20 protein-coding genes are annotated in these 21,596 nt (G+C 65.5%); 2 read left to right on the forward strand and 18 right to left on the reverse strand.

From position 1 onward, the window contains the following. Window positions 1-91 precede the first annotated feature (91 nt). The 10 genes from I2C21_RS02525 to I2C21_RS02570 all read right to left on the reverse strand — a co-directional run bounded on the left by I2C21_RS02525 (window position 92) and on the right by I2C21_RS02570 (window position 12,192). A complete protein-coding gene (locus tag I2C21_RS02525) occupies window positions 92-934 on the reverse strand; it encodes a fumarate hydratase (RefSeq protein WP_195278421.1) in 843 nt (280 codons plus the stop codon). 28 nt (window positions 935-962) lie between these two features. Continuing rightward, the gene (locus tag I2C21_RS02530; protein ID WP_101693649.1) at window positions 963-2,117 is read right to left on the reverse strand and encodes an amidohydrolase; all 1,155 of its coding nucleotides are present in this window, start codon (window positions 2,115-2,117) and stop codon (window positions 963-965) included. 187 nt (window positions 2,118-2,304) lie between these two features. Further along, complete coding sequence (locus I2C21_RS02535; RefSeq protein ID WP_195278422.1) at window positions 2,305-3,612, reverse strand: S1C family serine protease; 1,308 nt, start codon at window positions 3,610-3,612, stop codon at window positions 2,305-2,307. 31 nt (window positions 3,613-3,643) lie between these two features. After that, the gene (locus tag I2C21_RS02540) at window positions 3,644-5,077 is read right to left on the reverse strand and encodes a sensor histidine kinase (RefSeq protein ID WP_195278423.1); all 1,434 of its coding nucleotides are present in this window, start codon (window positions 5,075-5,077) and stop codon (window positions 3,644-3,646) included. Then, window positions 5,074-5,766: a response regulator transcription factor gene (locus I2C21_RS02545; RefSeq protein ID WP_193536312.1), complete on the reverse strand. Its 693-nt coding sequence runs from the start codon at window positions 5,764-5,766 to the stop codon at window positions 5,074-5,076. The genes I2C21_RS02540 and I2C21_RS02545 overlap by 4 nt, the downstream gene beginning before the upstream one ends. A gap of 122 nt (window positions 5,767-5,888) precedes the next feature. Further along, entirely contained in the window at window positions 5,889-7,058 is a 1,170-nt protein-coding gene (locus I2C21_RS02550) for a cation diffusion facilitator family transporter (RefSeq protein ID WP_186962878.1), read from the reverse strand. Between the two features lie 393 nt (window positions 7,059-7,451). Continuing rightward, window positions 7,452-9,359, reverse strand: a complete 1,908-nt coding sequence (locus tag I2C21_RS02555) for an LTA synthase family protein (RefSeq protein WP_353654763.1) — start codon at window positions 9,357-9,359, stop codon at window positions 7,452-7,454. Between the two features lie 98 nt (window positions 9,360-9,457). Continuing rightward, window positions 9,458-10,039, reverse strand: a complete 582-nt coding sequence (locus I2C21_RS02560) for an ATP-binding cassette domain-containing protein (protein ID WP_101693654.1) — start codon at window positions 10,037-10,039, stop codon at window positions 9,458-9,460. After that, window positions 10,023-10,808, reverse strand: a complete 786-nt coding sequence (locus tag I2C21_RS02565) for an ABC transporter permease (RefSeq protein WP_101693655.1) — start codon at window positions 10,806-10,808, stop codon at window positions 10,023-10,025. Before I2C21_RS02565 ends, I2C21_RS02560 begins: the two co-directional genes overlap by 17 nt. 352 nt (window positions 10,809-11,160) lie before the next feature. Then, window positions 11,161-12,192 (reverse strand): ABC transporter substrate-binding protein, encoded by a 1,032-nt coding sequence (locus I2C21_RS02570; RefSeq protein WP_195278424.1) that lies wholly within the window; start codon window positions 12,190-12,192, stop codon window positions 11,161-11,163. A gap of 422 nt (window positions 12,193-12,614) precedes the next feature. On the opposite strand from I2C21_RS02570, the gene I2C21_RS02575 reads away from it, so the two are divergent. Further along, the gene (locus I2C21_RS02575; RefSeq protein ID WP_186962880.1) at window positions 12,615-12,797 is read left to right on the forward strand and encodes a hypothetical protein; all 183 of its coding nucleotides are present in this window, start codon (window positions 12,615-12,617) and stop codon (window positions 12,795-12,797) included. 131 nt (window positions 12,798-12,928) lie between these two features. Continuing rightward, window positions 12,929-13,954, forward strand: coding sequence for an LCP family protein (locus I2C21_RS02580; RefSeq protein WP_195278425.1), 1,026 nt, complete (start codon window positions 12,929-12,931; stop codon window positions 13,952-13,954). 49 nt (window positions 13,955-14,003) lie between these two features. Here the strand turns inward: I2C21_RS02580 and I2C21_RS02585 are convergent, their stop codons facing one another. From I2C21_RS02585 to I2C21_RS02620, 8 genes are all read right to left on the reverse strand, one after another. Next, window positions 14,004-14,876 carry a prephenate dehydrogenase gene (locus I2C21_RS02585; protein WP_101693658.1) on the reverse strand — a complete coding sequence of 291 codons (873 nt, stop codon included), beginning with the start codon at window positions 14,874-14,876 and terminating at the stop codon, window positions 14,004-14,006. Between the two features lie 3 nt (window positions 14,877-14,879). After that, window positions 14,880-15,899 (reverse strand): 3-deoxy-7-phosphoheptulonate synthase, encoded by a 1,020-nt coding sequence (aroF, locus tag I2C21_RS02590; protein WP_195278426.1) that lies wholly within the window; start codon window positions 15,897-15,899, stop codon window positions 14,880-14,882. A 273-nt stretch (window positions 15,900-16,172) separates the two neighbouring features. Next, the gene (gene cysK, locus I2C21_RS02595) at window positions 16,173-17,099 is read right to left on the reverse strand and encodes a cysteine synthase A (RefSeq protein WP_193536304.1); all 927 of its coding nucleotides are present in this window, start codon (window positions 17,097-17,099) and stop codon (window positions 16,173-16,175) included. Window positions 17,100-17,255: 156 nt separating this feature from the next. Beyond that, the gene (locus I2C21_RS02600; protein ID WP_101693661.1) at window positions 17,256-18,125 is read right to left on the reverse strand and encodes a MetQ/NlpA family ABC transporter substrate-binding protein; all 870 of its coding nucleotides are present in this window, start codon (window positions 18,123-18,125) and stop codon (window positions 17,256-17,258) included. A gap of 457 nt (window positions 18,126-18,582) precedes the next feature. Continuing rightward, window positions 18,583-19,254 (reverse strand): methionine ABC transporter permease, encoded by a 672-nt coding sequence (locus tag I2C21_RS02605; RefSeq protein ID WP_252192613.1) that lies wholly within the window; start codon window positions 19,252-19,254, stop codon window positions 18,583-18,585. A gap of 76 nt (window positions 19,255-19,330) precedes the next feature. Next, on the reverse strand, window positions 19,331-20,335 hold the full coding sequence (locus I2C21_RS02610) for an ATP-binding cassette domain-containing protein (RefSeq protein WP_101693663.1): 1,005 nt from the start codon (window positions 20,333-20,335) through the stop codon (window positions 19,331-19,333). Window positions 20,336-20,446: 111 nt separating this feature from the next. After that, a complete protein-coding gene (locus I2C21_RS02615) occupies window positions 20,447-20,971 on the reverse strand; it encodes a spore maturation protein (protein ID WP_101693664.1) in 525 nt (174 codons plus the stop codon). Next, window positions 20,956-21,579: a spore maturation protein A gene (locus tag I2C21_RS02620; protein ID WP_353654764.1), complete on the reverse strand. Its 624-nt coding sequence runs from the start codon at window positions 21,577-21,579 to the stop codon at window positions 20,956-20,958. Before I2C21_RS02620 ends, I2C21_RS02615 begins: the two co-directional genes overlap by 16 nt. Window positions 21,580-21,596 lie beyond the last annotated feature (17 nt).

Genomic DNA, 21,596 nt, shown 5'->3' on the forward strand with positions numbered 1-21,596 from the left:
CATGGGACCCGTATGGAGAAACCGCCCAGCGATTTCCTTGTCACAATTATACCACATCCGCAAAAAATTTCCACCCTGTTTTCAGGATTTTTTACAAGACGGCGCTGGCGTGACGGGTGACATGGCACCCGATGTTCACCGCGCAGGGCAGACCGGCGATGTGGGTTCCGTAGTGGAGGATGCACACCGACAGCGCGGTGGTGGTGCCGCCCAGACCCTGGGGACCGATGCCCAGGGCGTTGATGCGGGCCAGGGCCTTGGCCTCCAGATCGGCGTAGAAGGGGTCCTCATTGTGCTGGTCCACCGGGCGCAGGAGGGCCCGCTTGGCCAGCAGGGTGGCCATCTCGGAGGTGCCGCCCACGCCCACGCCCACCACGATGGGGGGACAGGGATTGCTCCCGGCGTTGGACACGGCCTCCACGATGAAGTCCACCACCGCCTCCGGGCCCACCGAGGGCTTGAGCATCCGCAGGGCGGTCATGTTCTCGCTGCCGAAGCCCTTGGGGGCCACGGTGATGGAGAGCCGGTCCCCCTCCACCAGCGTCAGGTGGAGGATGGCGGGGGTATTGTTGTTGGTGTTCACCCGGCGCAGGGGGTCCCCCACCACCGAGCAGCGCAGGTGTCCCTCCACATAGCCCTGGGCCACCCCCGCGTTCACCGCGTCGGAGAGGAGGCCCCCGGTGATGTGGACCTCCTGCCCCAGCTCCACAAAGACCACGGCCATGCCGGTGTCCTGGCAGATGGGCAGCTCCCGGGCGTCGGCGAAGCGGAAGTTCTCCTCCAGGTCGCCCAGGATGGCCTTCCCTACCGGGGAGCGCTCGCTCCCCTCCGCCTTCACGATGGCCTCCTGCACGTCCACGGGCAGGTGGCAGTTGGCCTGGATGCACAGATCCCGCACGGTGCGGGTGATCTCCTCACAGCTGATGTCTCTCATAACGGCTCTCCCCTTTTTGTCTCCTTTTTTATTTCACGGGCACGCCCTGGATGAACACGTGCTCCACCCGGCTCTTCCAGTCCAGCGGATGGGCGCTGGTGACCACCACGTCGGCGTCCTTGCCGGGGGTGAGGGTGCCCACCCGGTCCCCCACGCCCCCCAGCTCGGCGGCGTTGCGGGTGATGCAGGCCAGGGCCTCCTCCTCCGCCATGCCCGCCCGCACCGCCATGGCGGCGCACAGGGGCAGGTACTGCACCGGGGTCTCCGGGTGGTCGGTGCAGATGGCCACCTTGACCCCCGCCTTGGCCAGCAGCACCGGGTTCTCCAGGGTGTGGCCGGCCAGCTCCGGCTTGCAGCGGTCCCCCAGGCAGGGGCCGGTGATGACCCCCACCCCGGCCTCGGCCAGCAGATCGGCCACCTGATAGCCCTCGGTGCCGTGGACGATCACAAAGCGCAGGCCGAACTCCCGGGCGATGCGCACGGCGGTGGCGATGTCGTCGGCCCGGTGGGCGTGGAAGTGGGCGGGCAGGGTCCCGGTGACCACGGCCCCCAGGGCCTCCAGCTTCACGTCCAGGTCGGGCCCGTCCAGATCGGGGTCCAGGGCGGCCTTCTCCTGCTTGTCCCGGTACTCCAGGGCCTTGGAGAGGTTTTCCCGGATGATGGCGGCGGTGGCCATGCGGGTGACCGGGGTCTCCTTGCGCTCATTGTACACCGTCTTGGGGTTTTCGCCCAGAGCGAATTTCATGGCGGCCGGGGCCAGGACCACCGCCTCGTCCACCCAGCGTCCATTGGTCTTGATGGCGGCGAACTGCCCGGCGATGGGGTTGGCGCTGCCCGGGCCGGTGAGCACGGTGGTCACGCCCCCCGCACGGGCCTCCTCAAAGCAGCGGTCCAGCACATTGATGGCGTCGATGGCCCGCAGATGGGGGGTGCAGGGGTCGGTGGACTCGTTCCCGTCGTCGGCCTCAAAGCCCACGGCGTTGCCGAAGAGCCCCAGGTGGCAGTGGGCGTCCACAAAGCCGGGGATAATGTGTCCCCCCGCGGCGTCCAGGTCTCCCTGCTCCACGGCGGGACAGGCCTCCATGGGGCCCACCTCCTGAAGGATACCCCCCTCCATGCGCACATAACCGTGGGGAATGACCGGTCCGTCCATGGGATGGACCACTCCGTTATAGATCAGCATTGGTGTTCGACCTCTTTCTACAAATGTTCCATTTGACATTTTCAGGAAATTGAGTTATCTTATACTTGCAGCTCGGCCAATTGGTCCGATCCCGCGTCTGGGCTTATCACGAGGGATAAGCTCACATTCCATTCTCTCTTATGTATGCTTTGGGCGCTCTCCGCAGGGAGAGCGCCCCCTTTTTTGCTCACGGCTGGAGGGTATACTGCTCCACCAGCGCCACGGTTATGGTACGGTACTCCCCGTCCCGGTAGAACTCCAGCTCCAGGGTGTCCCCCACGCCCAGCTCCTCCTTGACGGCGTTGAGGGCCTCGATGGTGGGGGTGGGCTGTCCGTTGGTCTTGAGGATGATGTCCCCCGCCCGCAGGCCCTTGGCCCAGGCGTCGGAGCGGGGCTCCACGCTCACCACATACAGGCCCTCCGGCCCGTCATATCCCTCCTCCACATAGTAGTAGGAGGGGCCCGCCGTGATGCCGATGGTGGGGCGTCCCCCCACATGGCCCTGGGCGATGAGCTCGTCGGCGATGGCCTTGACGGTGGCCGAGGGGATGGCGAAGCCCAGGCCCTCGATGGTGTCGAAGTCGGACATCATCTTGAGGGTGGTCACCCCGATGACCTGTCCGTACCGGTTGACCAGGGCCCCGCCGGAGTTGCCCGAGTTGAGGGCAGCGTCGGTCTGGATGAGCTCCATCTCATACCCGTCCACCGACATGGAGCGGTCCAGGAAGGAGATGATCCCCTCGGTCATAGTGCCCGGGAGCTGGGCCCCCAGGGGGTTGCCGATGGCATAGGCCCGCTCCCCCACCCGGAGGGTGTCGGAGACGCCGAACTCCGCGGGGGTGAAGTCGGTCGGGCCCTCCACCTTGAGGACGGCCAGGTCGGTCTGGCTGTCGCTCCCCACCAGGAGGGCGTTGTAGTGGCTGGAGCCCTCCAGCGGGCTCACCGTCACCACGGAGGCACCGGCGATCACATGGTGGTTGGTGAGGATGTACCCGTCTTGGGAAAAGACGATCCCCGTCCCCTGGGAGACCCCGTCGGGGCGGGTGCTCTCAATGCTGACGATGGAGGGGGAATTTTTCGCATAGATCTCCTCGGCGCTCAGCTCGGCCCCGCCGGGGGCGGCGTGGAGGGTGAGGACGGTCCCGTCCCCCAGAGGGGCCCGCTCCACCGTGGTGGGGTAATCCGGCTCCTCCTCGGGCAGGGAGTAGACGTAATCGGGGGGATCGGCCGTGCCGCTCCAGGGGAGCAGGCCGTTCATCCCCAGGGCCAGGAGCGCCCCGCTCCCCCCCAGCAGCACCACCAGAAAGAGGCACAGCACCCATACGGCCCGCCGCCGGATCCGGTTGGGGCGCCGGGGGTATTTGGGTGGCCTGCGGGGCGGGAGGGGCGGCATCTCCCCATCCGCCGGGCGAAAGCGGTAGCCCTCCTCCCCTCCGGCGGGGAGGGGAAGCTCCTCCCCGGCCAGGTCGGGCCGGTCAAAATAATAGTTGTGCATGCAACTCCTCCTGCACGGGGGTAAGAACCCCCTACGCCAGCGTCAGCGTGAAGGTGAACTCGGTCACGCCGTTCTCGCTGGTGACGGTGATATTTTCCTTGTGGTTGCCCAGAATGGTCTTGACGATGTACAGTCCCAGCCCCACGCCGTCCCGGTCCTCGCTGCGGGAGCGGTCGGTCTTGTGGAAGCGGTCGAAGAGCAGGGCCAGCTCCTCGGGGGGGATGGTCTCGCCGGTGTTGCGCACCGACACATAGGCCTTTCCGCCCTTGGCGGTCACGCTGATGCCCATGGTGGTGCCCTCGGTGGAAAACTTGATGGCGTTGTCCAGCAGGTTATAGCACACCTGGGTGATGGCGTCCGGGTCTCCCCAGACGGTGACCGGCCCGTCGGGGATGGCGGTGTCCACGTCCAGGTGGCGGGCGTTGATCTTGGTCTCCAGGCTCACCAGCACCCGCAGCATGACCTCGGAGACGTCGAACTGCTCCTGGGCGGTCACGTTCTCTTTGGACTGGAGGCGGGAGAGGTCCAGCATCCGCCGCACCAGCCGGGAGAGCCGCCGGGTCTCGGAGGAGATGGTCTTGAGGTACTCCTTCTCCCGCTCGGGGGGGATGGTGCCGTCCAGAATGCCGTCGGCGAACCCGGCGATGGTGGTCATGGGGGTCTTGAGCTCGTGGGAGACGTTGGCGATGAACTCGCTGCGCTTGGCCTCGGCCTTGGAGAGGGACTCGGCCATGGCGTTGAAGGCCTCGGCCAGCTCGCCCACCTCGTCCTTGCGGTTCTCATAGCCGGTGACCCGGGCGTCGAACTCGCCGTGGCCGAACTTCCGGGCCGCGTCGGCGATCTCCTTCATGGGCCGGGTCTGGTGGAGGGAGGTGACCGAGCTGCTGATGAAGGCGATGCACAGCACGCCCACCGAGGTGAAGAGGAAGATGGTGGCCACCGCCCGCCACAGCTCGGTGAGGCTGGAGGTGTTGGCCGCCACAAAGACCAGGTTGGTCTCATGGGTCTGCCCCAGGAAGTCGCTCTGGACCACCGCCCGGCCGGAGACATACCGCCGCTCGGGGAAGAGGCCGCCCATGGTGGTCATCCCCTGATAGCTGCCGTTCTGGGCGATCTCGCCGCACACGGAGGCGGGCACCGTGGGGGCGGCCAGGCCGCTGCGGATGGCCCCGTCGGAGTAGAGGAGCACCCGCCCGTCGGTGCGGCAGATGAGCACGTAGGCGTCCGAGATGCTGGCGATGGAGCCCACATAGGCCTTGTAGGACGCGTCGTACAGGCTGGCTCCGTTGGACTTCATGGCGCTGGTGAAGTCGGCGATGAAGTCCACGTTGCGCTCCAGGGCCTCCTGCTTCTCCCGCAGGGTATACTGGTACGTCAGGGTGATGAAGGCCGACCCCAGCAGGGTGAAGGAGATGAGGATGATGGCGGCCATCATGGAGAACTGGCGTCCGTAGATGCTCTTCATCCCGCGCTCACGACCTCAAACTTGTAGCCCACGCCCCACACGGTCTTGAGGCACCACTGGTCGCTGACCCCCTCCAGCTTTTCCCGCAGGCGCTTGATGTGCACGTCCACCGTGCGGGAGTCGCCGAAGTAGTCAAAGCCCCACACCTCGTCCAGCAGCTGGTTGCGGGTAAACACACGGTTGGGGGCCGAGGCCAGGTGGTAGAGCAGCTCCAGCTCCTTGGGCGGGGTGTCCACCCGCTTGCCGTCCACCAGCAGCTCGTAGGAGTCCAGGTTGATGGTGAGCTTGTCGAAGGAGAGCTTCTTCTCCTCGCTGTTCTCCTCGGCGCCGAAGCGGCGCAGGACCGCGTGGATGCGGGCCAGGACCTCCTTCATCTCAAAGGGCTTGACGATGTAATCGTCGGCCCCCATCTCCAGGCCGCTCACCTTGTCGTCGGTCTCGCCCTTGGCGGTGAGCATGATGACGGGGGTCTTGTCGCTCTCCCGGATCTTCTTGAGCACCGACCAGCCGTCCATGACGGGCAGCATGATGTCCAGCAGGACCAGCTCGGGATGGAAGGAGCGGAAGAGCTCCACCGCCTTCCCGCCGTCCCCCGCCACTGCGGTCTCAAACCCCTCTTTTTCCAGGTAGAGATGCAAAAGCTCGGCGATGTTGGTTTCGTCCTCTACGATCAGGACCTTTGTGGCCATATAGCATTCCTTCCTTTCCTGCGCGCCGGGAAATCTGTTTCATGGTCTCTATTGTACGCGCTTTTTCCACCGGATTGGGTGAATATTCTGTAAAACCTACTCCACGCAGGCCGACACGCGCCCTACTCCACGTAGGCGTGGTCCACCTGGATGACGGCGTAGCAGTGGGGGTCGTGGGCCTGGATGCGCTGCTGGATGGCGGCGGCCAGGGCCTCGTCCTCCATAGAGAAATTGTGGGGGGCCACCACGTCGAAGATCAGGTTGGTGTGGTGGGGGCCCGCCGTCATGCGGAAGTCGTGGATGGTCAGGCGCTCGTCCAGCTCCTTCACCTGCTGGGCCACCCACAGCCGGGTGCGGTTGACCCCCTCGTCCTCGGTGGCGATGGGGTCCATGTGGGCCGAGGTCTCGATGCCGAACTTCTCCTTGAGCTCCCGCTCGATGTGGTCGATCACGTCGTGGGCCTCCATGATGTCGGCGTTCATGGGCACCTCTGCGTGGAAGGACATCATGGACCGCCCGGGGCCGTAGTCGTGGATGATGAGGTCGTGGATGCCCACCACCTCCGGGTGGGCCAGGATGGTCTGTTCGATCTCCCGCACCAGGTCCCGGTCGGGGGTCTGGCCCAGGAGGGGGTCGATGGTGTCCTTGGCGGCCTCCCACCCGGCCCGGAGGATGAAGAGGGCCACCAGCACGCCCACCCAGCCGTCGATGGACACGCCGGTCAGGGCGCCCACCACCGCGCCCAGCAGCACGGCGCTGGTGGCCACCACGTCGGAGAGGGAGTCCATGGCCGTGGCCGCCATGGCCGCCGAGCCGATGCGCCGGGAGAGATTGCGGTTAAAGAAGCACATCCAGAGCTTCACGGCGATGGAGCACAGCAGGATGCCCGCCGACACGGCGGAGAAGACCACCGGCTCGGGGTGGAGGATCTTCTCGATGGAGGACTTGCCCAGCTCCACGCCCACCAGCAGAATGAGCATGGACACCAGCAGACCCGCCAGATACTCGATCCGGCCGTGGCCGAAGGGGTGGTCGTCGTCGGCCTTCTGCCCCGCCAGGCGGAAGCCCACCAGGGTCACCACCGAGGAGCCCGCGTCCGAGAGGTTGTTGAAGGCGTCGGCCGTGATGGAGATGGACCCGGTCAGCACCCCCGCGAAAAACTTTCCCGCCGAGAGCAGCAGGTTGAGAAAGATCCCAACGCCCCCTGAGAGCATCCCGTACCGCTCCCGCACCTGCGCATCCTGTACCTTCTCATAATCCCGGACAAACCGCCGGAGCAACTGTTCTGTCATGCCATTTCCACTCCAAGTCGTTCTTTATGTCAGCGTGTCGAAATGTTTCGACACGCTTCTCAAAAATGCACGCATTTTTTCGAGGGGGAAGCAGGCCGCTGCATGCACTCGCTGACGCTCGCACACTTGCGGCCTGAGCAGAGTGTTTTCCGACGTACACGCCGCCGGAAAACACGATTTGATCCTCTTCCGCCGTCTGCGGGACGGCGGAACTCTGCGAGGCTCTTGCAGCGCAAAGCACAGAAATACACGTTATCGTCAGCCTGTTTGTGTTTCTTCTGCTTGCTTAATGTATCATTATAGCACAGAGGATGCGTTCCCGTCCATGTTTTCCCATCCGGCCGGGCAGAAAAAGGCCGCGGACACCGTAGTGCCTGCGGCCTTCGTGGTAGATTACTCGCCGGTGTCCAGAGTATAGAAGTCCTCCGGACGGCTCCCCTTGTCAAAGATGTTGCAGTACTCCAGGATGCGGTACTCGGCCAGGCTCTCCCGGGCGTAGTCGGGCAGCTCCTCCCAGTGCTCCTCGGCCGTCCAGTCGCCGTCCCGGTCCAGGTAGCCCACCGGGTTGATGACGGGCAGGTCCTCCCACAGGGAGAGGAGGAAGTCCTGATACCCGGTGGTGGGCAGGCCCGCCGTCTCCATCAGCAGGGCCGAGAGGTAGTTGAGGGAGAGGGTCACGTCCTGCTGCTCCGGGATGTCGTAATTGGCCCAGATCACAAAGGGGACGATCTGCTTTTTCTCCGCCGTGTCGGTGTCCAGGGCCTCCACCTCGCCGCCCAGGGCCTCGGTGTAGAAGTTGGTGGCCACCTGGGGCTGGTGGTCGCCGAACATGCAGATCATGGTGGGCTCCTCCACCTGGGAGAAGTAGTCGATCAGGTACTCAAAGGCCTGGTCGCTCTGATAGACCAGGTTGAGGTACTGGTCCACCGTGCGGAAGCGGCCCTCATATGCTCCGGTGAGGTGGACCTCCTCCGGGAGGTTGGTCCACTCGCCGGTGTAGGCGCTGTGGTTCTGCATGGTCACGTTGAAGAGGAAGAGGGGCTGCCCCTCCTCCTTGGCCTCATAGCGGGCGATGAGGTTTTCGTAATTGGCCCGGTCGGAGAGGTATTCCCGGATGATGTCGCTCTCGTCGTAGTCGAAGTCCTCCAGGAAATACTGCTCGTCAAAGCCGTAGTCGTTGTAGACGGCCACCCGGTTCCAGCCGGAGGAGTAGTAGGGGTGCATAGCCACCGTGGCATACCCCAGGGACTCCATCTGCCCGGTCAGGGAGGGATCCCCCTGCCCCACGTACATGTGGTAGGGCACCGTGCCCGCGGGCAGGAAGGTGACGGTGTTGCCGGTGAGGAACTCATACTCCGAGTTGGCGGTGGTCCCGCCGAACACGGAGGAGAAGGCCCAGCCCTTCACCGTGTTCTCCTCCAGGCTGTGGAGGAAGGGCATGGGGTCCTGATTGGTCTCCACCCCCGGGATGACGCTCAGATCGGAGAGGGACTCGTTCATCACCACGATCAGGTTCACCGGGCGGGTAATCCCGTCGGTCGAGGCGCTCACGGCGGCTTCCTCCGAGGGGTGCTCCTCCGCCAGAGTGGTGAGGGCGTCCCTGCCGTACCCGTCGGGGGCCTTCACCCGGCTGTACCGGAGGCACAGGCTGAAATTCAGGGCCAGCCCATTGCCCCGGGTGGTCCACATGGAGGGGGAGATCCCCGCGTCCGAGACCGCGTTGGTGCAGAAAAAGAAGTAGAGGAAGGCCCCGGACCCGGCCAGCGTGGGCAGGAAGAGCTTCCAGGAGAACCGCTGCCGCTCCGCCGGGGCGGGCAGCAGGGAGAGCACGCCGATGAAGAGGGCCACGCACAGTCCGGTCAGCACCATCATGAGGTCCGGGGTGTAGTTGTAGTTGCCCGCCACATTCAGCGCCGTGCGGATGGTGACGATGTCCCCCGGGAAGAGGGTGCGCCCCCGGAAGGCGATGGCATAGCGGTTGACGATCCCGATGGCCCAGGCCACGAGCATGGCCACCTTGGTGGCCCGGTCCCGGCGGCCCAGGACAAAGTAGAAAAAGAAGGCCCCCAGATAGTACCACACCAGGTTGAGGGCCACCTGAAGGGGGGTAAAGCTCCCCCAGGGCTGATTATAGTTGAGAACCTCCACCAGGCTGTACGAGACAAGAGGTCCCACCGCAAAGGCCAGCCGGGAGAGCCAGGCCGCCCGGGACGGCTCCAGGGCCAGCTTCGGCCAGCGGGGGCGCGCCTTCCGGCCGGTATGACGTTTCGGTTTTGTGGGCATGTTCATCCGTTCTTCCACTCGGCTCCTCTCGAATTTGATTTTTTCTGTATCATACTCCCTCAAAAGCGGGATGTGCAAGGGGATTTTGCACGGATCGGCCATCCTTCATAAAATCTTCACAATTCCCGGAGGCGCAGGGGCGGCCCCTCCAGATGGACCACACGGTCGGCCAGGGCCAGGACCCCCTCCTCGTGGCTGGAGAGGAGCACCGGCTTCCCCAGGGCCCGGATGCGCTCCAGGATGCGCCCGGCGCGCTCCTTGTCCACGCCGGTGAAGGGCTCGTCCAGCAGGTACACCCCACCCTCGCAGGCCAGGGCCCGGGCCAGGGCCAGCCGCCGCCGCATCCCGCCCGAGAGGACCTGGATGGGCCGGTCCTCCTCCCCCTCCAGCTCCACCAGGGAGAGGAACTTCCCCACCTCCTGCCGCCGCGCCCGGGGGAGCACGTCGGCGATCTGCTCGCCGGTCCTGCGCCAGGGAAAGAGCCGGTCCTCCTGGAAGAGGAGCACCGCCTCCCCCGGCAGGGTGAAGGTCCCCCCGGCGGGCCGCTCCAGGCCGGCCAGGGTGCGCAGCAGGGTGGTCTTGCCGCAGCCCGACGGCCCGGCCAGGGCGGTGATGCCCTCCCCGGGGAGGGTGAGGGAGAAGGAATCCAGCACCCGCTTCTCCCCAAAGGACACGGTGAGCTCATGAATCCGCAGCACGGCTCCCCCTCCTCTCCAGGCGGCCCAGGAGGGCCCCCAGCACGCCCTCCAGGGCGAAGCTCAGGGCCAGCACCACCGCCGTCCACGCAAAGAGGGCGGGGGTCTCCAGATAGATCTTGGAATAGTACACCTGGGTGCCGATGGCCAGCCGGGGCACGCACAGCACCTCGGCGGCCACCCCGGACTTCCAGGCCAGTCCCAGGGCGGTGTGGCAGCCGCTGGCAAAGTAGGGCAGCACCGAGGGAATGTAGACCAGGCGCACCCGCTTCCACCGGCCAAAGCGGTAGGCCCGGGCGGCCTCCAGCAGCAGGGGGTCGGTCTGGGCGATGCCCTGGCACACGTTCCCCCACACCACCGGCAGCACCATCAGGGCGGACACCACCACCGGCACCTGCCCGGTGGGGGCCCACAGGATGACCAGCAGAATAAAGGAGGCCACCGGCGTGGCCCGGATGACCCGCACCGCCGGGGCCAGGAGGAGCTCCGCCCAGCCCCAGGCGCTGGTGCACACGGCCAGGAGGGTCCCCAGGCACACCCCCGCCAGCAGTCCCCCAAAGATCCGCCCCAGACTGGCGAGGGCGGTCTGCCAGAAGACCTGCGTGCCCATCAGCTCCAGCAGGGTGCGCCCCACCAGGAGGGGGGAGGGCAGGAAGAGGGCGGTGCTCTCCAGCTCCTCGGCCCACAGGAGATACCACACGGCCCCCTGCCAGAGCAGCAGCCAGAACAGCGCCGGCAGGAGCACCCGCCTGGCCAGACGGCGCAGCTTCATCCCTCTCCCTCCCTTCTTCACCGTACAAACAAGAGATAGTATACCGACCCCCCGGGGGAAAGGCAAGTATTTTATCCTCTTTCCCCCTGGAACAAAACGGGCGCCCCGGGGACCGCCTGGTCCGCCGGGACGCCGTAGCGTTTGGGTTTGCTGTCTGGTCTGTGCTCAGCCGCAAACGCCTCGCAGAGTTCCGCCGTCCGCAGACGGCGGAACAGGGTGTAATCGTTTTTTCAAGGACATGCGCCTTGAAAAAACACTTCTCAGACCGCAAGTGTGCGAGCGTATGCGAGTACATGCGGCGGTCTGCATCCTTCTCTCAAAAACGCCTGCGTTTTTGAGAAGCCGAAGGCTGTCAGGGGATATAGAAGAATCCGTCGTCCGGGATGCCGCCGCCGATGGAGGCGGGGTCGGCCTGGAAGAGCACCTCATAGTAGGAGTTGATGTCCAGCATGTCCGACCCGGTGATGCACACCAGGTTGGCCTGGGGGATGGCCGCCTTGGCAATGGGGAGCTTGGGCACGATGCCCGCGTCCACCACCATCTGGGCCGCCTCGTCGCTCCCCTCGGCAATGAAGGCGATGGACTCGGCATACTCGGTCAGGAAATCCTCCACCGCCTGGGGATGCTCCTCGATGAAGTCCTTCCGGGCCACCACGCAGCCCATGGTGAAGGTGCCGCCTGCGCCGCTCTCCTCCCAGGCGTCATTGAAGTCCAGCGCCAGACGCACGTCGGGATTCTGCATGGTCACCGCCGTGGCCGCCGGGACGGGGAGCATGGCCAGCTCTGCCTCGCCGGAGGCCATCAGGGTCTGCACTTCCTCGGAGGTTTTCCACACGATGTTCACATCGCTCTCAGGGTCCAGGCCGTTCTGCTCCAGGAGATAGCGCAGCACGTACTCCGGGTTGGCCCCCTGTCCGGTGGCGTAGAGGGTCTTCCCCGCCAGGTCGGCCATGGAGTGCACCGTATCCCCGTTCTCCAGAATGTAGAGCACGCCCAGGGTGTTGAGGGCCAGCATCTGGATGTTCCCCGTCTTCTGGTAGAGGTTGGCCGCCACATTGGTGGGCAGGGCGGCGATGTCCACCTCGCCCTTCCCCAGCTTGGCGGTCAGGTCGGTGGGCTGGGAGGCCACCTCCACCTGGTAGTCATTGCGGGTCTCCCCCGCCAGATTATCCGAAATCAGCTTGGCCGCGCCCATGCCGGTGGGGCCGTTGAGCATGGCCAGTCTTACCTCCGTGCGCTCGCTCTCCTGGGTGGGCGCCGGGGTAGCGCTGCTCTCAGGCGCGGGCGTGGCGGTGGGAGCGGGCTCTCCCCCGCCGCATCCCGCCAGCAGGGTCATGCTCAGGGCCAGGCTCAGGGCCAGGGCCGTCCATCGCTTGCTCTTCATGGTATCATCACGTTCCTTTCCAGTTCCTCGCCCTTCCCACGGAAGGGCTCAGCGTGTCGAACCCGTTCGACACGCTTCTCAAAAATGCAGGCATTTTTTCGAGGGGGGTCCAGGCCGCTGCGCGCATGGCCCGAAGGGCCACACACTTGCGGCCTGAGCAGTGTGTTTTCCGACGTACATGCCGCCGGAAAACACGATTCCACGCTCTTCCGCCGTCTGCGGACGGCGGAACTCTGCGAGGCTCTCCCGGCTCAAATCCCAGAAATACCTCTTACAGATCCGCCTGCGCCCTTCCCTCCGAAGGGCTCTTTGCACTCTACTCCCTTTTTCTCCCGCTGTCAAGCCGCTTTGCCCCCGTTCCGGGACGGGAGGGGCCTCCATGGCATACCATGGTATAGGCTCACAGAAAGGAGGCTATCCTAATGGTCAGACCCCCCGTTCCCGAAGTGGAAGCCGCCCCCTCCGGCGGCGCGCCCCCCGCACCCGACCCGGTGGACCTGCGCATCCTGGAGACCCTGCTGGAGGAGAAGCTGCTCCTCCTGGAGCTCCTGGAGGCCGTCCAGGCCCTGACCACCGCCATTTTGTCCCGTTTGACCCGGACCTGATGCCCCGCCGGAGAGAAAACTTTCGCTTTTTCCCAACTTCCGCTTGCCGAATGTGCCGGGATTCGCTATACTATCCTCTGTCGATTGTTGACATAACGATTCACTCCGAGAGAAAGGGGCCGATCGCTCCCATGGGAAAGCGCGTCCAAAAATACCAGCCCTCCCGCCTGTTTCTGCTGGGCAGGCTCTTATACCGTCTCCTGGTGGTCCTCTCCGTCCTGGTGGTCCTGCTCTTCTGCGCCTATCAGCTCCTGCGGCAGAAGCCCGGTCAGGCACCCGGTCCGGCTCCCAGCGCCGTTCTCCCCTCCGCCCAGCCCAGCGGGGAGCTCACCCCCACCGGCTTAGAGCGGAAAAAGGACACCTGGACCTTCCTGCTGGCCGCCAGCGACCAGGCCAGCGGCAACGCCGACACCATCATGGTGGGCATGTACGACACGGTGAACCAGAAGGCCGGTCTGGTCTCCATCCCCCGGGACACCATCTACCACGGCACCCGGCCCGACGGAGGACACTACTATAAAATCAACTCCACCTACGCCTACTACGGGGCCAAGGGGATGCAGGAGGCGGTCTCCGAGCTGCTGGGCATCCCGGTGGACCACTATGTGACCATCGACCTGGCCGGGTTTGAGGCCATCGTAAACGCCGTGGACGGGGTGGACTTTGAAATCCCGGTGCCCATGAGCTACGACGACCCCACCCAGGACCTGCACATCCACTTCCAGCCGGGCATGACCCACCTGGACGGGCAGGAGGCCATGGAGGTCTGCCGCTTCCGGCACAACAACTTCAACGAGGCCCAGGTGGCCTACACCGATGTGGACCGCACCCGCACCCAGCAGGAGATCCTCACCCTGATCGCGAAAAAGGTCCTCTCCCAGCCCCAGAAGGTGGGCGAGTATGTGGAGATCTTCTCCGAATACATCGACACCGACCTCTCCCTGGGGGAGATGCTCTGGTTTGTGGAGCCCGCCCTGGGCTTTGACCTGGCCAATCTCTCCACCGCCACCCTCCCCGGCGACGGCACCGTCACCTACAAGGGCTGGACCTACTGCTACCAGCTGGAGCAGGAGGAATCCCTCGCCATCATCAACGAGATGATCAACCCCTACACCACCCCCGTCACTCTGGACATGGTGAACATGCCTCAAACATAAGAAATCATACAGAAGGGCTGCCGCATGGTCTGCGGCAGCCCCTTTTGATTTATTGGAGCAGATCGGGGCCGGGCAGGTCCATCTCCCGCTTCCGGGCGGCGGAGTAGGCCAGCTTTTCGGCCAGCTTCCCGCTGTCCCCGGAGGCCAGGGCCTCCCGGTATGCCCCCAGGTTCTCCATCAGCCGGTCCAGCACCGTGAGGAGGGCGGGCCGGTTCAGGGAGAAGAGCTCGGTCCACAGCCCCACGTCCAGGGCGGCCACCCGGGTGCAGCCCCGGAAGGAGGAGCCCTCAAATCCCCGGCAGGCAAAGAGCATGGGGTCGTCGCACACGCTCACGGCGATGATGTGCATGACCTGGCTGGTGTAGGCGATCATGGCGTCGTGCTCCTCGGGGGTGGTCTTGTACACGTCCCGGCAGCCGATGTACGCCCCCAGGCGCTCCATGAGGGCCACGTGCTCGGGGGTGCTGCTCTCCCGGGGGGTGAGGATGAGGTGGCTCCCCTGGAACATCTCGGCAAAGGCGTGCTCGATGCCCGAGAACTCGGTGCCCGCCATGGGGTGGCAGCCGATGAAGTCCACCCCCTCGGGCAGCACCCCCGCCCCCTCCATGACGGCGCTCTTCACGCCGCACACGTCGGTGACCAGGCACCCCTGCTTGAACCGTGCCCGGTGCTCCTCCAGAAAGCGGAGGATGCCCCGGGGATGGAGGGCCAGCACCACCACGTCGGCCCCGGGGAGGACGGCGGCGGCGTCCTCGGTCACCCGGTCTCCCACGCCGTGCTCGGCGGCAAAGCGCAGGGTGGGCTGGGACACGTCCACGCCCACGATCTCATAGCCCTCAAAGCCCTTGAGGGCCAGGGCCAGGGAGCCTCCGATGAGGCCCAGGCCCACGACGACGATGCGTTTTCTCTCCCCTTCGGCCATGGCTCACACCTCCCGGCCCACGCAGGGGGCCACGGCAGAGAGCTTCCCCATCACATCGGTGAACTGGTCGGGGGTGAGGGACTGGGCCCCGTCGCACAGGGCGTTCTTGGGGTCGTTGTGGACCTCGATGATGAGTCCGTCGGCCCCGGCGGCCACCGCCGCCATAGCCATGCGCTCCACCATCCAGGCCTTGCCGCAGGCGTGGGAGGGGTCCACCACCACCGGCAGGTGGGACAGGCTCTTCACGGCCAGCACGGCGGAGAGATCCAGGGTGTTGCGGGTAAAGGTCTCAAAGGTGCGGATGCCCCGCTCGCAGAGGATGACCTTCTGGTTGCCCCCGGCCATGATGTACTCGGCCGACATGAGCCACTCCTCGATGGTGGCCGAGAGGCCCCGCTTGAGGAGGATGGGCTTGGTGGTGCGCTTGCCCAGCTTTTTCAGCAGGTCGAAGTTCTGCATGTTCCGGGCCCCCACCTGGATCACGTCCACGCACTCCTCAAAGAGCTCCACGTACTCGGTGCCCATGATCTCGGTGACGATGGGCAGGCCGGTGGCCTCCTTGGCCTTCTGGAGGAGGTTCAGGCCCTCGCACTCCAGCCCCTGGAAGGAGTAGGGGGAGGTCCGGGGCTTGAAGGCCCCGCCCCGCAGGGCGCAGGCTCCGCTCTCCCGGACGGCCTGGGCCACGGCGGTGATCTGCGCCTCGCTCTCCACCGAGCAGGGCCCGGCGATGACGGCCAGCTTCTTCCCGCCGATCAGCGCCCCGCCGCCCAGGTCGATGACGCTGTCGTCCGGGTGGAACTTGCGGTTGGCCTTCTTGTAGGGCTCGGTGACCCGCATGACCTTCTCCACGCCGGGCAGCTGCTCCAGCAGCTCCTGGTCGATGCCCGCGGCGTTGCCCTCGGCCCCCAGCACGGTGGTCTCGGAGCCCTTGGAGATGTTGACCTGCACGCCCCCCGCCTTCATGGCCTGGATGGCCTCCTGGAGCTGCTCGGGGGTGAAGTTGGGTTTCATGATAACGACCATAAAAACGTCCTTCCTTTCTCTGGATAAAAAAACCGCGGCCGCCCCACTGGGCTGCCGCGGTTTCAAGTTCCTTCTCTCCCCCGCGTTCCGGTGCGGGGGGACGGGACTTCCATGCTGACAGGCCGGTTATGGGCAGGAAAAGGGACCGCTCATAAAATAGCGGTAATAGCCGTATCCATAACCGTACATCCGGCGCATGGCAAGATCCCTCCTGGTTTGATTCTGCTCAAACTTTAGCACTTTTTGCCATTAAAGTCAAGCCCCAATTTTCGATTATTTCCGGGGCTCCTGGAACACGCCGGTGGAGAGGTAGCGCTCCCCGGTGTCGGGCAGGACGACGACGATCTTCTTGCCCTGGTACTCCGGCCGGCGGGAGAGCGCCTGCGCCGCGGCGGCCGCCGCGCCCGAGGAGATGCCCACCAAAAGGCCCTCCTTCCGGGCCAGGGCGCGCACCATGGCCATGGCGTCCTCCCCCTTGACGGTGAGGACCTCGTCCACCACGCCGGTGTCCAGCACGCCGGGGACAAAGCCCGCGCCGATGCCCTGGATCTTGTGGGGGCCGGCCTTGCCGCCCGACAGGACGGGGGACTCGGCGGGCTCCACCGCCACCACCTTCACGGCGGGATTCTGCTCCTTCAGGTAGCGGCCCGCGCCGGTGATGGTGCCGCCGGAGCCCACCCCGGCCACCAGGACCTCCACGGTGCCGTCGGTGTCGGCCCAGATCTCGGGGCCGGTGGTCTCATAGTGGGCCCGGGCGTTGGCCGGGTTGTTGAACTGGTCGGGCATCCAGGCGCCGGGGATCTCCTCCAGCAGCTCCTTGGCCCGGGCGATGGCGCCCCCCATTCCCTTGGCCCCCTCGGTGAGGACCAGCTCGGCTCCCAGGGCGGAGAGCAGGCTGCGCCGCTCCTGGCTCATGGTCTCGGGCATGGTGAGGATCACCCGGTAGCCACGCACCGCGGCCACGTAGCTCAGGCCCACGCCGGTGTTGCCGCTGGTGGGCTCCACAATGACGCCCCCCGGCTGGAGCAGGCCCTTCTCCTCCGCGTCCCGGATCATATACCAGGCCGCCCGGTCCTTGGCGGACGAGAGCGGATTGAAGCACTCCAGCTTGGCCAGGATACCGCAGCCGGGGGCCACGCGCTCCAGGCGCAGCAGCGGGGTTGCGCCGATCAGATCGGTCAGCTGTTGGGCGATGTTCATAAGAAGGACCTCCTCGGTTGAAAGTTGGGTACAGTATACCATCATTTCCCTAGTATTTCAATAGGTATTTCAAGTAATTTTTTCCCAATACAAAAACCCCGGCAGCAGAGCAAATGCTCCGCTGCCGGGGTCGAGGGTCAATGTACGGTCTGAGCTTTAAAACACCGGGACCACCGCGCCGCCGTAGGTCTCCTCCATGAAGGTCTTGACCTCGTCGCTGCACAGGGCCTGGGCCAGCGCCTGGATGGCGGGAGAGTTCTCGTTGCCCTCCTTGACGGCCAGCACGTTCACATAGGCGGTGGCCGCCTCGCCGTCGGCGGCCTCCACGGCCAGAGCGTCGGCCACCTTCAGGCCCGCGTCAATGGCGTAGTTGCCGTTGATGACGGCCAGGTCCACGTCGGCCAGACGGCTGGGCAGCTGGCTGGCCTCCAGCTCCACGATCTCCAGGTTCTTGGGGTTCTCGGCGATGTCGGCCTTGGTGGCGGTGAGGCCGGCGTCCTCCTTCAGGGTGATGAGCCCCTCCTGCTCCAGCAGCAGCAGGGCGCGGCCCTCGTTGGTGGCGTCGTTGGGCACGGCGATCTGGGCTCCGTCGGCCAGGGCGTCCAGGGAGTCGGTCTTGCCGGCGTACAGGCCGAAGGGCTCATAGTGGACCTCGGCCGCGCTCACCAGATGGGTGCCGTCGCTCTCGTTGAAGTCGTTCATGTAGGTGATGTGCTGGAAGTAGTTGGCGTCCAGCTCCCCGCTCTCCACGGCGGTGTTGGGGACGATGTAGTCGTTGAACTCCACGATCTCCAGGGTGACACCCTGCTCGGCCAGGATGTCCTTCACCACCTCCAGGATCTCAGCGTGGGGGGCGGGAGAGGCGCCCACCTTGATGGTGGTGCCCTCCAGGGAGGAGGAAGCAGCGGGGGCGGGATCTCCGGAGGGGGCGGCAGAGCCGGCGGGCTGGGAGGAAGTGCCGGAGCAGCCGGCGAGCAGGCCCAGGGTGAGGGCACCGGCCAGGAACACAGAGGCAGTCTTTTTCATGGTTTCATTCTCCTTTTCTGATATGGAATGTGAGCTGCAACCCAAATCAGGGCACAAAAAAACGCCCTTGAATCCAATTCAAGGACGAGAGCTTTCCGCTTCGTGGTACCACCTTGCTTCACCTCTGCCTCACGGCAGAAGCCTTATGGAGTACAGTCATACTCCTGCGCGCTGACGGGCGCACCCGTCGCAGCCTGTGCACCGTCCGGTACAGTCAGCTGCGCCGCTCCGAGACCATCTTCACCAAAGCCTTCCGTACCCGTTCCCACCATGCCGGGCTCTCTGTGCCGTATCTCTCTGGCTACTCTTCTCTTCCTCGCGTTTGAGGGGCGTTATTCAGTTCCGCTTGGGTTGCACTTAGTATAGACCCTTGCCCCCATTCCGTCAAGTGGACAGATCAGACAAAAGGTCAGGGTGTGCTCCCGTCTTCTTTGCACACCCTGACCATATGGTTCTCTTATTGGAGACCGGCCTTCTCGGTCTTCTGTGTCTTTCTCTGCTTCTTCCGGTCCTGGCCGCGCACCCGCTTGTCCATGCGCACGGCGGCTCGGGTACCCACCGACTGGAAGATCTGCACCAGGATGACCAGCACCACCACGGAGACCCACAGGATGATGGTCATGCGGCGCTGATAGCCCAGGTTGAGGGCCATGGCGCCCAGTCCGCCGCCGCCGATGGCGCCCGCCATGGCGCCGTAGCTGAGGATGGTGATGAAGGCGGTGGTAAAGCCGGAGATGAGGGAGGGCCGGCTCTCGGGCAGGATCACCTTGGTGATGATCTGGAAGGGGGAGCAGCCCATGGACTCGGCCGCCTCAATGACGCCGCCGTCCACCTCCCGCAGGGAGGACTCCACCAGCCGGGCCACAAAGGGGAAGGCGGCCACGACCAGGGGCACGATGGTGGCCACGGTGCCGATGGAGGTGCCCAGGATGAGCCGGGACAGGGGGATGACCACCACCATCAGGATGAGGAAGGGCACCGAGCGCAGGATGTTGATGACAAAGTTGAGCACCGTCATCACGGGTCTGGGCAGGGGACGCACGCCCCCCGGCTCTCCCACCACGGCGATGACGCCCAGGGGCAGGCCGATGAGGTAGGCGAAGAAGGTGGAGATCACGGTCAGATACATGGTCTCCCAGATGGCGAAGAGGAGCCCGTCCTTGCTCAGCTCCAGCAGGCGGACCACCTCGGGATTTTGCAGCAGATCAGCCATGGTAATCACGCACCTCCTCCATGGTCACATAGGGCTGGCCCTTGATGTAGGCGATGGCCTTGGCGGCCTCGGCCTCGTTCTCGGGCAGGCCGATGAGCATGGTGCCGAAGGCCTGTCCGTTGATGTTCTTGGTGTCGGCGCCCAGGATGTTGACCTTCACGCCGCAGTCGATGGCCAGGGAGGCGATGAGGGGCTCGTAGGAGGAGCCGCCGTTGAAAGCGATGCGCACCACCCGGGCGGTCTTGACCGGGTCCAGAATGACCCCGTCGGGGTAGACCAGCTTCCGGCCGGCCTCGGTCTTGGGGTTGGAGAAGACCTCCTCCACCGTGCCGGTCTCCATGACCTTTCCGTGGTCCAGGATGGCCACGTGGGAGCAGATCTCCTCCACCACCGCCATCTCATGGGTGATGACGATGACCGTGATGCCCAGGCGCTTGTTGATGTCCTGGATCAGGCGCAGGATGCTCCGGGTGGTGGTGGGGTCCAGGGCGGAGGTGGCCTCGTCGCACAGGAGCACCTTGGGGTCGCTGGCCAGGGCACGGGCGATGGCGATGCGCTGCTTCTGTCCGCCGGAGAGCTGCACCGGGTAGGCGTCGGCCTTGTCGGGCAGGCCCACCAGCTCCAGAAGCTCCATGGCCCGCTTCTTGGCCTGGGCGGCGGGCACCCCCGCGATCTCCATGGGGAAACAGATGTTGCTCAGGCAGGTGCGCTGCATGAGCAGGTTGAACTGCTGAAAAATCATGCTGATGCTCCGCCGCTTCTGCCGCAGGGCCTTGGGGGAAAGGGCGGTCATGTCCTCCCCGTCGATGAGCACATTGCCCTCGGTGGGGCGCTCCAGCAGGTTGATGCACCGCACCAGGGTGGACTTGCCCGCGCCGCTCATGCCGATGATGCCGTAGATGGCCCCGTCGCGGATGGTGATATCCACGTGGTCCAGCGCGGTGAAGGTCCCCTCCTCGGTGGGAAAGATCTTGGTCAGTCCTTTTAATTCGATCACGCTGTGATTCTCCTTTGTAAACCGTCTCAAAGGGATCGCTGGGCCGGTCCAACGACCGGTCATACGGAGTTTATTGTATGACAGATCCCCCTCCCTGTCAAGGCGCGGGGGCTATCCCCCAAAACACACCCGCACCGCCCAGGCCGCGGCGGTAAATCCGGCCAGGTCGGCGCACAGGGCGGCCGGGACGGCGTACCGGGTCTTGACGATCCCCGCCGCGCCGAAATACACCGCGATGGTATAGAAGGTGGTCTCGGTGGACCCCAGCATGACGGCGGCGGTGCGCCCGATGGTGGAGTCCGGCCCGTAGGTGGAGATGAGCTCCGCCCCCACTCCCAGGGCGGCCGAGCCGCTCACCGGGCGGATGAGGAGCAGTCCCACCGTCTCGGGCGGAATGCCCAGCCAGCCCAGCACCGGGGCCAGGGCCTGGGCGGCCAGCTCCAGCGCACCCGAGGCCCGCAGCATATAGACCGCCGTCAGAAGGGCCACCAGCGCCGGGACGATCTTGATGAGCACGCCCAGTCCCTCGGCCGCACCGGTGATCAGGGCGTCGTAGACGTCCACCTTCCGCACCAGGCCCCACAGGGCCACCCCCAGCAGGAGGAAGGGCACCAGCATGGTCAGCGCCAGTTCCATCCGACTCGCCCCCTTTGGAGCCGTCCGGCCCCCTCCTCTGCCGGCCAGAGCCGCCCCATCACCTTGGCCGCCAGGATGCCCACCGTCACCGAGAGGGCCGAAGCCAGCCACACGGCGGGCAGGATGTCAAAGGGGGCGGCACACCCGGCCGCGGCGCGCACGCTGGCCACCGTGGTGGGGATGAGCTGGATGGAGGCCGTGTTGCACACCACCAGCATGCACAGGGAGTCGGAGGCCACCCCGGGGGTGCGCCGGCTCATCCGGCGGGCGGCCTGGATGCCCAGGGGGGTGGCCGCGTTGCCCAGTCCCAGCAGATTGGCCGAGACATTGGCCGAGATGCTGTCCATCACCTCCCGGTCCCGGGCAAAGTCCGGATAGATCCGCTTGAGGAGCGGACGCAGCAGCCGGGAGAGCCCCTGCGACAGCCCCGAACGGCGCATGACCTCCATCACGCCCATCCACAGGCAGAGTACGCCCGCCATGGATAGACATAATTCGACCGCCGCCGCCGCGCCCTCCATGGCGGCCGCCGCCACCTGGGGCCCCCGCCCGGTGAGAAGCCCGCAAAAAACCGCGCATCCGACCATCCCCGACCAGATAACCGACATTCCCATATATTCCTCTT

The sequence above is a fragment of the Clostridium sp. J1101437_171009_A5 genome (assembly GCF_015547905.1).
GTDB lineage: Bacteria > Bacillota > Clostridia > Oscillospirales > Oscillospiraceae > Pseudoflavonifractor_A > Pseudoflavonifractor_A gallinarum.

Coding starts and splice junctions, on each gene's coding strand:
- I2C21_RS02535 (WP_195278422.1), bottom strand. CDS start 3,612: ATGCACAACTATTATTTTGACCGGCCCGACCTGGCCGGGGAGGAGCTT.
- I2C21_RS02545 (WP_193536312.1), bottom strand. CDS start 5,766: ATGGCCACAAAGGTCCTGATCGTAGAGGACGAAACCAACATCGCCGAG.
- aroF (WP_195278426.1), bottom strand. CDS start 15,899: ATGGTCGTTATCATGAAACCCAACTTCACCCCCGAGCAGCTCCAGGAG.
- I2C21_RS02605 (WP_252192613.1), bottom strand. CDS start 19,254: ATGTATCTGACCGTGATCTCCACCTTCTTCGCCTACCTCATCGGCCTG.
- I2C21_RS02525 (WP_195278421.1), bottom strand. CDS start 934: ATGAGAGACATCAGCTGTGAGGAGATCACCCGCACCGTGCGGGATCTG.
- I2C21_RS02540 (WP_195278423.1), bottom strand. CDS start 5,077: ATGAAGAGCATCTACGGACGCCAGTTCTCCATGATGGCCGCCATCATC.
- I2C21_RS02585 (WP_101693658.1), bottom strand. CDS start 14,876: ATGGCCGAAGGGGAGAGAAAACGCATCGTCGTCGTGGGCCTGGGCCTC.
- I2C21_RS02570 (WP_195278424.1), bottom strand. CDS start 12,192: ATGAAGAGCAAGCGATGGACGGCCCTGGCCCTGAGCCTGGCCCTGAGC.
- I2C21_RS02550 (WP_186962878.1), bottom strand. CDS start 7,058: ATGACAGAACAGTTGCTCCGGCGGTTTGTCCGGGATTATGAGAAGGTA.
- I2C21_RS02620 (WP_353654764.1), bottom strand. CDS start 21,579: ATGTCGGTTATCTGGTCGGGGATGGTCGGATGCGCGGTTTTTTGCGGG.
- cysK (WP_193536304.1), bottom strand. CDS start 17,099: ATGAACATCGCCCAACAGCTGACCGATCTGATCGGCGCAACCCCGCTG.
- I2C21_RS02580 (WP_195278425.1), top strand. CDS start 12,929: ATGGGAAAGCGCGTCCAAAAATACCAGCCCTCCCGCCTGTTTCTGCTG.
- I2C21_RS02530 (WP_101693649.1), bottom strand. CDS start 2,117: ATGCTGATCTATAACGGAGTGGTCCATCCCATGGACGGACCGGTCATT.
- I2C21_RS02615 (WP_101693664.1), bottom strand. CDS start 20,971: ATGGAACTGGCGCTGACCATGCTGGTGCCCTTCCTCCTGCTGGGGGTG.
- I2C21_RS02600 (WP_101693661.1), bottom strand. CDS start 18,125: ATGAAAAAGACTGCCTCTGTGTTCCTGGCCGGTGCCCTCACCCTGGGC.
- I2C21_RS02575 (WP_186962880.1), top strand. CDS start 12,615: ATGGTCAGACCCCCCGTTCCCGAAGTGGAAGCCGCCCCCTCCGGCGGC.
- I2C21_RS02565 (WP_101693655.1), bottom strand. CDS start 10,808: ATGAAGCTGCGCCGTCTGGCCAGGCGGGTGCTCCTGCCGGCGCTGTTC.